Below are 12012 nucleotides of genomic sequence, written 5' to 3' on the forward strand. Positions count from 1 at the left end.
CTCAATCTGGTTGAACGCCGAGTGTAACGCCTGCTCGGGTGAACATGTCAGGCTCTGCTTCCTTCAACTGCGCCAGCGTCAGCGGCTTGAACGATTTGTCGAGCTGCAACTTGGCGAACTTCTCCGGCGTCAGGCCACCATCACGGAACAACTTACCCCGGACCGGCCCGAGGGCATGATCCTGGAAGCTCGCAGGCTGCGTTGCCAGCCACTCGTAATAGTTCAGGCCGGCGTCGACCTGGGCCCCGCCGTTATCGCCCACCGAGGCGCGCGTGGCGTCCTTGGCGAACATCTCCGAAAGCCTGGTGGTCGGCACCGTAGTTGACCGGCAGTTGATGTGCGCCGGCGGCAGCGGACCTTTGCCCAGGTCGAAACGCATCCCATCCAGGGCCTTGCATTGCTGCGAGGTCTTGCGGTCGAGCGTCGACACCCAGCGATAGCCCAGCACCACGTCACTGTTGGCCTTCAGCGTCTCCATTCGTGCCGTGGTGGCTACGTGCTGGATTGCCGTCTGCACCACAGAGGCAGCATTGCGGTTACTCACCGCCAGGACGCCGTCCGTGAAGTTCTGCGCCGCGGTACCGCGAATCGCCTGGATGATCTGGGCATTGGTCTGGCCCTGGCCGAAGCCGAGCCGGATAGTGTTCGTGACGCGCATCGTCTCGGTCCGCGTCCAGCCGCTGACGAAGCTCTTCAGCAGCTTGCCGCCGTCGATGCCCTTTACCTGCAGCGGATAGGAGAACACCGCCGCACGGATCACCGTGTTGGTCGGCACCACCGCGTCGATGGAGAGTGCATTGCTCAGGCTTTTAGCCTCAAAACTCGACTCATACAGCGCGATGTCGACTAGATCGGCCTGCACCAGGTCGCCGTAGGCCTTGTATATCTCCAACAGTTTGCCGTCCACCCGGGCCAGGAACTGCTCAAGGCGGTCCCGGCTGTAGGTGGTCAGCTCCTTGCGGGTGAGTTGCTCCCGCACCAGCTTGTCGATCTGGCGCAGGTACTTCTCGAACTTCTTGACCTCACCGGCCTTAAGCCGCTCCAGCATTACCGAGTGGCGGGTCGTCTGCTCCAGCAGTTGGCTGTCCGCCTGCGCCAGGCTTGTCGTTGGCATCGTCGTTGTCCAGGTTGATGCCGGCCGACTCGCGCTCATCGCTGATCAGGTCGGCCTCTTCTTCGTATGGGCGGTCCGGCAGCTTGCCGGTGGTGAGGTACTGCCAGTAGGTGTCGGCGCTGAGTGTGCCGGCCATCACGCCCTTGAGAAGTTCGGCGAGCACCTGGGCGTCGACCACCGGGGTCACGAACTCAGGGTTCACCTTGAACTTGACCTTTTTGGGGTCATAGCCCTTCCACTCGGCGGCGTATCGCAGGCCCTGCTCCACCGCCTCGGCCACCGTGATAACGATGCTGTGCAGTGTCGCGTGCTGGTCGTTCTGACGCGTCTTGCGCGCCTCACCCGACTCTGTGCCGGCTACATCCATGACCTTGGCACCGGCCTCAAGCGCCGCGTTCTTCTGGTCATCCATGGCTTTGCGGTTGGCTTCAATGCCGGTGCCCTTGAATTCAAGGTATTCAGCCTTTCCGTTCGGCCCAAGATCCCAGGCAGCGGATGGACCGGTTACGCTCAACTCCACCGCCTCATCCAAACCCGACACCCACGGCTGCGGATGACTGGTCTGATGCAGAGAACTGAAGTAGTCAGCGCTGATCTGGTAGGACTTCAATGCGGCGCGAGCCATGGTGAGCAGCGGCACCTCGTCGACGTCTGGCGAGTTGTCGGTCGAGCCGCAGTAGATCACCGGCAAGTACGACAGGCCTTTAACCAGGCGGTTGTCAGTTCCTGTTGTGCCCAGCGGCTTTTCGTCCTCGATCAGCTCACCGCCTTCATTCCGCACGGCGGTGTAGCAGACCTCGTTGAGCATGAAGAACTCACGGAAAACCGTGATGCTGTCATGGCTGTAGCGATCGCCGCCCTTTTTGCGGAACTCGCGGAACACAGAAAGCACCAGGTCCTGCCGGCCGCCTTGATCAGCGGTGTCCCAATTGATCGCGTTGCGCGTTGCATAGGTCGAGAAGTAAGGCTCGCCACTATCATCGATGTTCACCACCAGCGGCACCCGGCCGTGGGAAATAGCCTGGCGTACTAGGCGGAAGAACAACTGCTTCAGGCCGAAGCCGTCGGCTGTGGCGTTGTCCTCCAGCCCCTTCAGCCCGGCGGGTAGCTCAATCTCCGGGATAAGCCGCGAGACCAGGCCCATCATCGAACGCAGCGAGTCGCGCACCCAGTGCTCGTACTGAGCCCGGTTCGTGTAGTTCTCGTACAGGTACTTGTTACCCGCGCCATCCAGCTTTTCAGCCTCAACCATACCGCTCGGCTTGGGCAGGTTGCGCTCGTTGCGCTTTACGGCGCACTCACCCTCGAGCGCGTCGTCCATCATCTCCCACTCAGCGATATGCGCGTCGTAGTCGGGGTTTGTCGATTGCACTGGCATCAGGCCAAGCCTCCAATTCGGCGTGTTCCGCCTGTGCGTTTGATGCACGGCCACTCAACGTCGATGCAATAGCCAATCGCCGTGGTGATGTGCTGGTAGTCGTTTTTCTGGTCTTCCTGGAAGGTCGAGCCCATTTGAAGCTGGACCGTACTCAGGCCCTTGTGGCACCAGGGAGCGGTGACCGGGTTGATGAACAGGCTGGTCTCGCCCGAAGCGGTCAGGATCTTCGCCCGGACTGCATTATGCCGATCCTTGATGGACGGATGAGTGGGCTTGACCTTGCGCGTGTACGTCCAACCATTGGCCTTCAGCACGCCCTCGATGTCGGTGTAGTCAGAGGCGTGGCCGTGTTTCTCACCAGCCTTACCCGCCGGGTCGCCATAAATCAGAACGTGCTTGTTCTTGTGATCCTTGAACTTGTCCACGAACTCAGCGGCTGACTGCTTCGATACCGCGCTGATCAGCACGATCTCATCCAGCAGATAAAGGTCTTTGCCGTCATTGCGCCGGACACCGATCGCGGACGAGAGCGGCGTGAAGTTCTGGTCGTGCATCCACATCAGCTGCTCATGAGGCTCAATGGCTGCATTCGTGGTGTTCGCCTTGCTGTAGTCCTCGTAGATCCGGCCAGACGCTGTTTCGAACGACGCTTCGAATTCCTGCTTGAACTGCTTGGCCGACATGGCCCGCTTCATTGCGTCCATTACGTCAGCCGGCAGAATCTCGGCCGACTTCCAGTGGAACACGCGAAAGTTCGGGTCATTGCCCGACTCAGCCTGCATGCAGAGGTCGTAATAGTGGTTCAGGCCGTCCGGCACCCCGAGCAACCAGCACCAGGCCCGGTAATCCGGCATGGTTGGGTTGACGGTGTTCAGCGCCGGGAGAATGTTGGCCTCCCAGGCGTCCGGCTTGATGTCGGCGAATTCGTCGATGCCACCGCCGGTCCAGGGGATACCCTCAATCCGCTGCGGCTTGTCCAGGCCGATGACGTGAATCTCGCTACCGTTGTCCAGGTAGATGATCAGGTCGGACTCGGACGGCCGGCGACTGTGCATGCAGCAGAGCGTGAAAGCCTTGAGGTCATCCCAGAAGATTTTCTTCGCCTGGGCATGCGTTGGCGCTGCCGCGAAATACATGCCGGTGTAAGCCGACGCCTGCTTCACCACGAAACGCTTGAACCGCTCAGTCTTTCCGCTACGACGGCCTGCGGGCACCAGTGGAAAGCGAATTCCTTCCGACACCGCCGCCACCAGGGCGAGTTGCACTGGGTGATCCTTCAGTGGGTACCAGCGGGACAGCTGGCGATCAAGCATCAGGTTGCCGGTGTTCGCGATCATGACGGCAGCCTCGCGATTAGATCGGCCAGCAGTTGGGCGTTGGAGTTGCCGCCGCCCTTCTCTATCAGCTTGAGCTCGGCCTTACGCTTCTCGATCTCAAGCAGTTTGATTTCTTCATCCAGCGACTTGTCCGGCTCAACGCGGCGATTGACATAGACGTCACCCGTCTCTTTGGCTGCTTGCTCGTAAAGCTGGGCAGTCAGCGCCAGGTTGCGCATGTTCTCGGCCTTCTCGGCCAGCCGCCCAAGGCCGCGAAGTCGGTACGCACGATTGGCGATGGGGATATCGGTTGTCTCTTCACGGAATCGCTTGCGAGCAGCGTGGAACAGGTCCACCCAGGTCTTGCCGAGCTTCTGCCCGGCAAACTTTGTCGGGTCGTGCGTTTCACATTGCTGGCGGGTGATCTCAATCCCGAATTCTGTCTTGACCGCTGCTACCACCTGGGATGGCGTATCGAAGCAGGCCAGAGCCTGAACGATGAAGGCTTTGACCTCGCTTCGTAGTACTGCCATATGGTTGTCATCCGTCAATACCTGTCATGGAATCAGGCCGACTTGAGCAGACAGGTTCCGCAGGCCCTCGATATGTTCAATTTCCCCACCTCAGCAGGACTGTTTGCTGCATCCACCAACGCTTGAACGTCAGGGCTCGCACCATAGCGGCGGACGACACCGACGAACTCTTCTACGTCGTGGCCCTGCAGCTTGATCTTTGGTGCACCGTCTTGGGTGAATGCTGGTTGACCGTACTTGTCGGTCGCGTGAGCCAGGTGATACAGCTCGTGTTCCAGGAGCGCGCAGAACTCAAGGTCGCTGCACTGGGCGCAGTAGTCGGCAGCCAGCGTGATGATGAAAGCCGGCACATCGCCGAACCAATCACGCATCTGTTGCTCCATTCGGGCCTTCTGCCAACCGCCAGCACGGAACGCTACCTGCTCAGCCTGGCCCAGTACTGTCCTACCCTGCTTGGCGAAGCTCGACGACGCCCACATGACCCGGATGTCTGCATCCAGAAGATGGGCATGGTCTTCGTTGTGAATGCTGCCGGCGTCGGCAAGGATCTCGGCCTGGAGCCATTCCCACACTTCAGGGGCGGGACTCAGGCAGATACCGAAGTCGGAAAGCTCGGACAGTTCAAGAAGTGACGATGGAGGGTATGGCCTTTCCATAGTTCACCTTGAGCTTGAAATCGTGGCGCGTTGTCGGTATTGCTGACCCGACAAACCAACAGCCGAGAAATAAAGCATGTCAGATAACAATATCCAGAAATTTGATCGGCTCACCGGCGCGATTTTCGCGAAACTTTATGCAGCTTTTCCCGTACACGTCCCACTAACTCATGAAGAGTTTCGTTATCTGCTCCTTCCCGAAGAGGAAATCGAAGGGCTGCACTTTTCCGAGTCCGGGGAACTGAAGCAGAGGTCCATCGAATTTTTCTTTTCATCTATCGAATGGCTTACCGTTTCTGGCTACATCATTCATAAAGGATCAACACCGGGTAACCCTCACACGTACCAATGTGTCTTATCAGCCAAAGCACTTGAAGCGCTGAAGTCAACGCCTTCAAACCTAGGAGGAGATACTCTCGGATCCAAGATCGCCGATGCCGCTAAAGCAGGTACGAAATCGGTACTGGGAGAATTGTCGAGCCAAGCACTAGGTATCGCCCTAAGCGCGCTAACGAGCCAATTTCATTGATCGTCTTTTTTGCGCAACGATTTGGCGCATTCGAAAACGTGGCGCGGATTACTGCGATACCCGGTTTAGGGCTTCATCCGCTTTGTCGGCAGCCTGAGCCGCAGTCGTTGCAGCCTTCGTGGCTTTGTCGGCGGCGGTGCCGGTCTTGCGGGTCAGCTCTTCCAGGCGTCTATCACGCTCAGTCATCGCGGTGTCGTACGCCTCGCGGATGCCCTTGACCTGATTGCTCTGGCTCTCGGCGAGCGACCAGTAGGCGGCCTGGTAACCAAGAACGGCGCCACCACCCACCAGCACGACGGCAATGGCCCAGACCTCGGCCCGGCGCCACCAGCGGCGTGCGATAAATTCCAATGCGCATCTGTCCATCAGGCGACTCCTCCCAGCTTGGTGCGCAGGCGAGTGATCTCGTCGCTCTGTTGCGTCACGCGGTCAGTGAGTTGGGCGACCTGGCTGGTCAGGGCCTCGATCTTGCCTTCCATGCGCCCAACAGCGGCGGCCAGGTCATTCCGCTCTTTAGCAAATTGATCAGCGCGTGCTTCGGCTTCTTTGCGGGCGGCGCGCTCTTGGTTCAGCAGTTCGTTCAGTCGCTTCAGCGTGCCGATATCGGCGCTATCCATTGCCCGGTCGGTCGCGTCCTTGGAAAGGAAACGGCGCAGCCAAAGCAGGCCGCCCAGTACAACGGTGGCGCTACCGCCCAGCCAGGTAGCTGTGCCTGGGCCGAGGTCAGTAGGATCCATCGTCACTCCATAAAAAAATGGCCATCGCCAGAAATAGGTCAGTCCCAGCAGCACTCCCAGCTGAACGCTAAGGGTGTGGCAAGGCCGGAAACGAAAAAGCCCCGCACGATGGCGGGGCATATAACAATCCATGAGGCGGCCTCTGATATCCAAAATCTGTAACCAGAGACGCTGAGCATAAGTGCGCTTGTGTTAAGTTTTGCTTACGGCAGGCGGCGTTTTGGTTAACCTATTTTTCTTTTCGATCTTCGCTTTTTCTTCAACTTGAAAAGGATCATCAGGCTCAGGCTTAGGTCCGTGATTACATTCCTTCAGTGTTCTTGCTTTTATTTCTGCGGAAGTCTTTAGTAAAAATGGGCCGGCTTTGACGATAGTGGAACAAACAACAAACCAGTCCTTTATAGCTTCAAAGTCGGGAATTTCAGCCCCTTCGCCGATTTCATACGTCTCTTTGAGCTTGGCGACCTCATCGATTGCTTGCTGCTCCGAGGCAAACGTATGCAAGGGCCCGCGCGGATGATCAAGTACATACCAGCGCTCTTCAATGTCGTATCCATTCACTCTCGGCACCTCACCCTCCTAGTTTAGAAATAACCCAACACCAAGCAGGCATCGCCTTGCCGTTCAAGCCGCACTAAAAATATAAATAAAAGAGTCTGCCAAAGATAGACAAATAAAAACCCGGCGCTTGGCCGGGGTCAGTGTCTCGTGTGCGTTTCGCGTTACTTGTGCACTATGGAAAAAGTACGCGCAAAACCCCGTCATGTCAATATGATTATGCCGCTTCTTTATCTTTTTCCGAGTGAATCACCTGCCATAGTGGTTGCTGGGCCTGAATATCGACTTCTTTAATCACTTCTTTCAGGGATTCCCACAGGTCGAGCCAGTCACGCGTCCAGTTCTTCGGGTCGATGGTGACGCCGAAGAACGTGTTCATCTCGGCGGCTACCCGCGCCGGCCCCCACTCTGCCGACCCGGCGACCTCCCCCTTGTACGATTGCAGGGCAAGGGTAACCAGGTACTGCGCCTTCACGCGCTTGGCCGAAGTCAGGTCAGGCAGCGCCGCTTTAGCGGTGATCAGCAGCACCGCGTTCAACAGATGCTTCATGTTCATAGCCGGGTGATACAGGTAGTGCCCGAACTGCTGCACCTGGAACGGCAAGGTGTCGATGGCGCGCAGTACTTTGCCGATGGTGGCCAGGTGCGCGGCGCGAGCGGTGGAGCGGCCGGCCGGCGTACCGCGGGTCTCGCTGATGCTGATCTTCTGGCGCACAACCTGAATACGCTCCTCCTTGTCTTCCCCAAGCGCAGCGAACACAGCCTCGGCGCGGCGCATACGCTGCCCCTTCTTTATCGGTGCTGATTGGGCCTTGTCGATGGCTACAGCGCTGATCGACGCGTTCGATTCATGCTGAGCTTCGGTCCATACCTGCCTTGCGTTGATCAGTTTCATGCTGCCTGCCCCTTTTTCAGTTCTTTGGTCTTTGCCCGGTAGTCGGCGGTCATCGCCTTCAACTCGTCCACGATGTACTTCTTGGCCTCATGAGGGCCTTCCAGCCACTCAACTGCCTCGGCGCCGATACGCCTCACCAGCTCAATGCGGTAATTCACGATGTTCCCGGAGAGCCTGGTGTTGCACGGCGAACACTGGCGGTGGCAGTTCATCGGTTCGAAGCGCAAGGCTGGATTGCTCCCCACGGTTCGGTAATGGCCGGCGTCGTACTTACCCTGGTGGTGGCGGCCGCAGCTGACACAAGGCAGTGCAGCATCACGGGCGCGCACCCAAGCGTTGAATGCCTGCTGTGTGTCCTTGAGGTGATCCGCCCTGCTCTTCAGCTTCTCCTTGCGGACCTTGATTTCGCGGCGCCCTACTTCTGCCAGGGCTTTCCCGGCGATTGCCCGACCCTTCTCGGACTTGCCGTGTGCGATCGCGCACTCGATCTCGCCGCACACAGCCTGCGATTCTCTGGAGCGCGTGAACATTACTCGGCACTCTGGGCAGCGCTTGCGCCGCGGTCCGCCGGACGTGAGCGGGGTCTTGCGTTGCAGTGGGGTGCGCTTCATACAGCCTCCTTGGCTTTCTGCTGCTCTGGGGTGAAGTCGCCGCGCAGGGGCATCAGGTATTTCTCAGCTATGCAGCAGCGCGGATGCTCGACGAGGGCCTTGCCGATGGTCAGTGATACCAAGCCATCTGCCTCCACCACCCAGGCGTTTGCATCCCCACGGTTAAACCATGGGCCGTGCGCGGAGAACGAATCGCAGCCAGGCCCAACGCACTCAACCAGCTGCACGCAGCGCCCGATCAGGGTTGGTACAAGCGGGCAGGAAACGATCAGCGCCAGGTCGCCAGCCTTGAAGTTATGGTTCATCAGTAGCGCCCTCCCCAATTATCCTTTTGTGTCCAGCGCACCTGGTGCTCGGCGCCGAACGCATGCACCCACTCGATCAGCTCGCCGCACTGCTTCACGGTGAGCTTGCTTGTGCGCTCGTAGATGACGTCGAAGCCGTGGCCGTCTACCGCCGGTATCATCTGTGGTTGGTCGCCTGACTCACGCAGCCAGGCGGCCGTCAGCAGGCGCTTCCAGATCAGGACATCCCACTTCTTCCCGGCGTGCTCGACCTGAGCGGCGATATCGGACAGGGCCGCGTGAAGGGCCTTGTTCTGCTCGCCGCTGCGGTCCACTTCGGTGATGGCTAGCTTCTTTGGCTTGGCCAGGTCCAGGCCGGCGATGTAGCCCATGGCCTTGTTGCGGTCTGATTCGGTGCGGATCTGGAGGCTGGTCATGACTGCTCTCCGTTGCCCATGGCGGCGTCTGCAGTTGCTCGCGTTTTCGGGCATGGCAAGCCGCCGTGATCCGTGTACACGCCGCATATCACGCAACCGGTGAAGCCAATTGCCGGCTCATGAAAAGGCTTGAACGGGTGACGAGCATCGCGCTCCTTGCGCAGCGTCTCGACTTCTTCGCGGCGGCGCTCGGCCAATACTGCAAACTCTTCCCCGTATTTCCGAAGCGCCTCGTTCTCGGCCTTGAGCTGGTCGCGCTCGGCCATAAGGTCGGCAGTTACAATCGCACCTTGCGATGCCAGCGCACGCAACTGCTCGGCGCGGGCGCGGATCTCCACCAGGGACATCCCCTCACGCCAGCCCAGTCGCTGCTTTACACGGCGGATCTTCCTGCTGATGTTGGGAGGCGTGCATCCATGAACTTTCGCCAGTTCCATCTGCGAAGTGCCGGTTACAAAGGCGATGAGAAGATCGACATCCCCCTCATGAATCGCGGGGTAATCACAGAGATTCAATTTCACATTGGCCGATAGCCGATCGTTCTCGGCGATCAGGGCCAGGACTGCCGCGGGGTCACGCATCAGCTTCTGAAGCGCTACCGTCTTGCGATGCTGCTCGTTGTCCATACTCATCAGAAACCCTCCTTACCGCGCTGAGACTCCCACTCAAACGGAATGACGATCACACCGCCCTCCCGCAGCCGATCAATGCAGCGCTCGCCGATGGCTCCTGGCAGCGATTGCCCATCCAGGTTGGAAACGATCACCGTCGGGCGCAGCTCTTCGTACCGGCCGTTGATGATTGCGAACAGCGTGGTCAGCTCGAAGTCGCTCGGCTTCTCCTTGCTGACGCCAATCTCATCCAGGATGAGCAGCGAGGGGCTGATCAGGCTCGACAGGATCTGGCTTTCGCTTTGGTCGCTGGAATGGTCGTAGGTCGCTCGGATGGCCTGCAGCACGGCGCCGATGGTGCGATACACCGCCGTCGCAGATGACTTGGCCATGATCTCGTTGGCGATCGCCACGGACAGGTGCGTCTTGCCGGTACCGGGTTTTCCCAGCAGCAATAGGCAGCGGCCAGTCTCGGCGATCTGCGCGAACTCAGCGACATACCGGCGGCAGGCGTTCAGCGCCTTTCGCTGTTCCGTGGTGGTTGCGACGTAGCCATCCAGAGTCTTGCTGGCGAAGCGCTTGGGAATCAGCGCGGCGCCGAGCTTGCGTTCCATGGCCATGCGCAGCTCCATCGCCTTGTTGGCCAACTCCGCAGCTTCAGCCTTCTCGCGGATGATCCGGCCGCACTCAGGGCAACCGCTCTTCAGCTCCTTGCCCAGTACCGGGAAAATCTTCTGATCGTAATGCCCGTGGGTCTCGCACTCGGCGGGCTGAATGCGGGTGCCCGGCGGCAGTTCAGGGGTTTGCTGGACCGGCTCAGATCGCATAGGAACCGTCCTCACGCTGAATCAGGCCATCGGTGTAGTTGCGGTCAGCAAAACCGGTGTGGCGAGACTGAGGGGCCGGCACCGGTGCGGATTCAGCCAGACGCTTGATGACCCAGGAAGCCTTGAAACCCTGCCAGCCGGAATTTAGCGCTTCGGTGATTGCGTCGTCTGCGGTGATCCCGGCCTCGGCACACTTGGCCAACTCGGTGTTCACGGTCGACCAGACAGTGGCTGTCACTGCTGCACGCTTGGCTTTGCGCTGAGTCAGCCAGTCGGCGAGCAGCTGCTCAGGGACGTGGTGCGGGTTGTCGGCCAGCAACTGGGTCATGCCGAACGGAGTCTTGCGATCAGGCTTTGGAGATTCGACTGGCTCTTGGGGCGGATTAATCTCTTTCGAAGAAAGAGTTAATAGGGGTTCTTTCTTTGTATAAAGAAGGGAGTCGTCGGTTTTGGTCTGTTTCGTGTCTGAGCCGATTCGGACCACTTGAGCCGAATCAGACGATATGGTCTGTTTCGGCTCTACTACGAAGATCCACTCTTTTGGGTCGCAAACGCCGATGTCACCGCGTGCACCACCCTCTCGGTACAGCACGCGACGGCGCAACAGGCCGGAGATAGCCTTCGATACCGTATCAGGGTGGATATGGGTTGCCTTCGCGATATCGACCGCCGGGATGCGATGGGCGCCCGTGCTGAAGTTCAAGGTGGCCTTGGCCACGTACAGAACGATCTTCATTTCGCGCGCTGACAAATCGATGGCCATCAAGCCATCCATCATCTGGTTGTCCATTCGGGTAAACCCCCGAGGGTTGTGTATCGGAACAATGTTTGGCATGATTTCTCTCGCTTAAAGCTGTTAAAGAAGCCGACCTCGACCGTCGGCTTTTTTGTGCCTGTGATTCAGGCTATGGATTTCAGTGGCCGGGCCGCCCCGAGCAACTGCTCCGCGCGGCGCCCCAGTTCCCCCGCCTTCGCTTCAACCTGGCGGCACTGCTTGGCGAATGCCGGTAGGTGCGGCAGATCCAGTTCGCACATCACCTGGTCGTCGAAGACTTCGCTGCCGGTGTCGATCACATCACCCAGCGCGCGGATCAGCGCACCGAAGCTTTTGTTCGCGCATTGGTCACTGGTCATCTGGCGGGCGCCGGTCAGGCCGTGACGGCTCGCCAGTTCGTTTACGCAGTGGTCGCGGAATTCAGGCTCAAGGGCGTTGACCCACGACTCTTCCAGCCACGACGGCATTTCCTGATCGCCGGAGAGCCAGCGCTGAACACGTTTGAGCCAGCGGCCGGTAGCCTTCACGAAATCGGCTACGTCGTTCTGCAAGGTCAGCGCGGCAAAGTCCGGCACATCTTTAGCGATGGCCTTATCCGGGCACGACAGATGCAACTCGCGGCTCAACGCCTGGGCGAAGTCGTCCTGGCTCAGGCTGGTGCGTGCGATCTGGTTTGCAGCGTGGGCGACCAGCACCTGATCACGGGTCTGTACGGTGTGTCTGGAACTGGACGTTTGCATGGGGACTGCTC

Annotated in this window: 17 protein-coding genes; 1 reads left to right on the plus strand and 16 read right to left on the minus strand. The window is 59.2% G+C overall.

Translation table 11 applies throughout. From position 1 onward, the window contains the following. Window position 1: 1 nt before the first annotated feature. From HX805_RS15745 to HX805_RS15765, 5 genes are read right to left on the minus strand one after another with little or no spacing between them, the layout of a single operon-like run. Window positions 2-1114 (minus strand): minor capsid protein, encoded by a 1113-nt coding sequence (locus HX805_RS15745; protein WP_177117041.1) that lies wholly within the window; start codon window positions 1112-1114, stop codon window positions 2-4. Further along, entirely contained in the window at window positions 1032-2492 is a 1461-nt protein-coding gene (locus HX805_RS15750; RefSeq protein ID WP_177117042.1) for a DUF4055 domain-containing protein, read from the minus strand. Before HX805_RS15750 ends, HX805_RS15745 begins: the two co-directional genes overlap by 83 nt. Further along, window positions 2492-3829, minus strand: a complete 1338-nt coding sequence (locus tag HX805_RS15755; RefSeq protein ID WP_177117043.1) for a hypothetical protein — start codon at window positions 3827-3829, stop codon at window positions 2492-2494. Before HX805_RS15755 ends, HX805_RS15750 begins: the two co-directional genes overlap by 1 nt. Next, window positions 3826-4341, minus strand: coding sequence for a DUF2280 domain-containing protein (locus HX805_RS15760; RefSeq protein WP_256346308.1), 516 nt, complete (start codon window positions 4339-4341; stop codon window positions 3826-3828). Before HX805_RS15760 ends, HX805_RS15755 begins: the two co-directional genes overlap by 4 nt. Before the next feature lie 32 nt (window positions 4342-4373). Then, the gene (locus tag HX805_RS15765) at window positions 4374-4997 is read right to left on the minus strand and encodes a putative metallopeptidase (RefSeq protein ID WP_177117044.1); all 624 of its coding nucleotides are present in this window, start codon (window positions 4995-4997) and stop codon (window positions 4374-4376) included. A gap of 76 nt (window positions 4998-5073) precedes the next feature. On the opposite strand from HX805_RS15765, the gene HX805_RS15770 reads away from it, so the two are divergent. Beyond that, window positions 5074-5526: a hypothetical protein gene (locus HX805_RS15770; RefSeq protein ID WP_177117045.1), complete on the plus strand. Its 453-nt coding sequence runs from the start codon at window positions 5074-5076 to the stop codon at window positions 5524-5526. A gap of 48 nt (window positions 5527-5574) precedes the next feature. Here the strand turns inward: HX805_RS15770 and HX805_RS15775 are convergent, their stop codons facing one another. From HX805_RS15775 to HX805_RS15825, 11 genes are all read right to left on the minus strand, one after another. Beyond that, the gene (locus HX805_RS15775; protein ID WP_177117046.1) at window positions 5575-5892 is read right to left on the minus strand and encodes a hypothetical protein; all 318 of its coding nucleotides are present in this window, start codon (window positions 5890-5892) and stop codon (window positions 5575-5577) included. Then, on the minus strand, window positions 5892-6263 hold the full coding sequence (locus tag HX805_RS15780; protein WP_065905511.1) for a chemotaxis protein: 372 nt from the start codon (window positions 6261-6263) through the stop codon (window positions 5892-5894). Before HX805_RS15780 ends, HX805_RS15775 begins: the two co-directional genes overlap by 1 nt. A gap of 192 nt (window positions 6264-6455) precedes the next feature. Next, on the minus strand, window positions 6456-6824 hold the full coding sequence (locus HX805_RS15785) for a hypothetical protein (protein ID WP_134326521.1): 369 nt from the start codon (window positions 6822-6824) through the stop codon (window positions 6456-6458). 214 nt (window positions 6825-7038) lie between these two features. Further along, window positions 7039-7716 carry a hypothetical protein gene (locus HX805_RS15790; protein WP_177117047.1) on the minus strand — a complete coding sequence of 226 codons (678 nt, stop codon included), beginning with the start codon at window positions 7714-7716 and terminating at the stop codon, window positions 7039-7041. After that, window positions 7713-8327: a recombination protein NinG gene (locus HX805_RS15795; RefSeq protein WP_177117048.1), complete on the minus strand. Its 615-nt coding sequence runs from the start codon at window positions 8325-8327 to the stop codon at window positions 7713-7715. The genes HX805_RS15790 and HX805_RS15795 overlap by 4 nt, the downstream gene beginning before the upstream one ends. Continuing rightward, on the minus strand, window positions 8324-8632 hold the full coding sequence (locus HX805_RS15800) for a hypothetical protein (protein ID WP_048365768.1): 309 nt from the start codon (window positions 8630-8632) through the stop codon (window positions 8324-8326). The genes HX805_RS15795 and HX805_RS15800 overlap by 4 nt, the downstream gene beginning before the upstream one ends. Further along, the gene (locus HX805_RS15805; protein ID WP_177117049.1) at window positions 8632-9048 is read right to left on the minus strand and encodes a recombination protein NinB; all 417 of its coding nucleotides are present in this window, start codon (window positions 9046-9048) and stop codon (window positions 8632-8634) included. The genes HX805_RS15800 and HX805_RS15805 overlap by 1 nt, the downstream gene beginning before the upstream one ends. Continuing rightward, entirely contained in the window at window positions 9045-9680 is a 636-nt protein-coding gene (locus tag HX805_RS32370; RefSeq protein WP_256348167.1) for a hypothetical protein, read from the minus strand. Before HX805_RS32370 ends, HX805_RS15805 begins: the two co-directional genes overlap by 4 nt. Then, window positions 9680-10486, minus strand: coding sequence for an ATP-binding protein (locus HX805_RS15815; RefSeq protein WP_177117050.1), 807 nt, complete (start codon window positions 10484-10486; stop codon window positions 9680-9682). Before HX805_RS15815 ends, HX805_RS32370 begins: the two co-directional genes overlap by 1 nt. Continuing rightward, on the minus strand, window positions 10476-11321 hold the full coding sequence (locus HX805_RS15820; protein ID WP_177117051.1) for a replication protein: 846 nt from the start codon (window positions 11319-11321) through the stop codon (window positions 10476-10478). Before HX805_RS15820 ends, HX805_RS15815 begins: the two co-directional genes overlap by 11 nt. A 65-nt stretch (window positions 11322-11386) precedes the next feature. Continuing rightward, a complete protein-coding gene (locus HX805_RS15825; RefSeq protein ID WP_177117052.1) occupies window positions 11387-12001 on the minus strand; it encodes a hypothetical protein in 615 nt (204 codons plus the stop codon). Window positions 12002-12012 lie beyond the last annotated feature (11 nt).

Source organism: Pseudomonas sp. G5001, assembly GCF_013385475.1.
Classification (GTDB): domain Bacteria; phylum Pseudomonadota; class Gammaproteobacteria; order Pseudomonadales; family Pseudomonadaceae; genus Aquipseudomonas.

Excerpts from the sequence above, each read along its gene's own strand:
- HX805_RS15775 (WP_177117046.1), bottom strand. The coding sequence starts at position 5,892 with ATGGACAGATGCGCATTGGAATTTATCGCACGCCGCTGGTGGCGCCGG.
- HX805_RS15745 (WP_177117041.1), bottom strand. The coding sequence starts at position 1,114 with ATGCCAACGACAAGCCTGGCGCAGGCGGACAGCCAACTGCTGGAGCAG.
- HX805_RS15755 (WP_177117043.1), bottom strand. The coding sequence starts at position 3,829 with ATGATCGCGAACACCGGCAACCTGATGCTTGATCGCCAGCTGTCCCGC.
- HX805_RS15760 (WP_256346308.1), bottom strand. The coding sequence starts at position 4,341 with ATGGCAGTACTACGAAGCGAGGTCAAAGCCTTCATCGTTCAGGCTCTG.
- HX805_RS15820 (WP_177117051.1), bottom strand. The coding sequence starts at position 11,321 with ATGCCAAACATTGTTCCGATACACAACCCTCGGGGGTTTACCCGAATG.
- HX805_RS15815 (WP_177117050.1), bottom strand. The coding sequence starts at position 10,486 with ATGCGATCTGAGCCGGTCCAGCAAACCCCTGAACTGCCGCCGGGCACC.
- HX805_RS32370 (WP_256348167.1), bottom strand. The coding sequence starts at position 9,680 with ATGAGTATGGACAACGAGCAGCATCGCAAGACGGTAGCGCTTCAGAAG.
- HX805_RS15800 (WP_048365768.1), bottom strand. The coding sequence starts at position 8,632 with ATGAACCATAACTTCAAGGCTGGCGACCTGGCGCTGATCGTTTCCTGC.
- HX805_RS15795 (WP_177117048.1), bottom strand. The coding sequence starts at position 8,327 with ATGAAGCGCACCCCACTGCAACGCAAGACCCCGCTCACGTCCGGCGGA.
- HX805_RS15750 (WP_177117042.1), bottom strand. The coding sequence starts at position 2,492 with ATGCCAGTGCAATCGACAAACCCCGACTACGACGCGCATATCGCTGAG.
- HX805_RS15790 (WP_177117047.1), bottom strand. The coding sequence starts at position 7,716 with ATGAAACTGATCAACGCAAGGCAGGTATGGACCGAAGCTCAGCATGAA.
- HX805_RS15805 (WP_177117049.1), bottom strand. The coding sequence starts at position 9,048 with ATGACCAGCCTCCAGATCCGCACCGAATCAGACCGCAACAAGGCCATG.
- HX805_RS15770 (WP_177117045.1), top strand. The coding sequence starts at position 5,074 with ATGTCAGATAACAATATCCAGAAATTTGATCGGCTCACCGGCGCGATT.
- HX805_RS15780 (WP_065905511.1), bottom strand. The coding sequence starts at position 6,263 with ATGGATCCTACTGACCTCGGCCCAGGCACAGCTACCTGGCTGGGCGGT.
- HX805_RS15825 (WP_177117052.1), bottom strand. The coding sequence starts at position 12,001 with ATGCAAACGTCCAGTTCCAGACACACCGTACAGACCCGTGATCAGGTG.
- HX805_RS15765 (WP_177117044.1), bottom strand. The coding sequence starts at position 4,997 with ATGGAAAGGCCATACCCTCCATCGTCACTTCTTGAACTGTCCGAGCTT.